This is a genomic window from Corynebacterium sp. HMSC078H07 (assembly GCF_001812805.1).
GTDB lineage: Bacteria > Actinomycetota > Actinomycetes > Mycobacteriales > Mycobacteriaceae > Corynebacterium.
Window position 1 is genome coordinate 1 of record NZ_KV810441.1, and the last position, 342, is coordinate 342.

The 342-nt window shown below is 51.2% G+C and carries 1 rRNA gene; it reads left to right on the forward strand.

Going from position 1 to position 342, the window contains the following annotated elements:
• Positions 1 to 15: 15 nt before the first annotated feature.
• Positions 16 to 342, forward strand: a 23S ribosomal RNA gene (locus tag HMPREF2875_RS01815); the annotation flags it as partial.

A 342-nucleotide genomic window follows, 5' to 3' on the forward strand; every position in this document is an offset into this window, starting at 1 on the left:
TTGTGTGTTGGTTGTGTGTTCGTTATTGAGGGCGCATGGTGGATGCCTTGGCATGCTGAGCCGATGAAGGACGTGTAAGGCTGCGTTAAGCCTCGGGGAGTTGTCAATAAAGCGTTGATCCGAGGATGTCCGAATGGGGAAACCTGGCACCTGTTATGGGGTGTTACCCTTCAGTGAATTCATAGCTGTTGTGGGGGTTTACGCGGGGAAGTGAAACATCTCAGTACCCGTAGGAGGAGAAAATAAAAATGATTCTGCTAGTAGTGGCGAACGAACGTGGATGAGGCTAAACCGTGTGCATGTGATACTTGGTAGGGGTTGTGTGTGCGGTGTTGTGGGCCC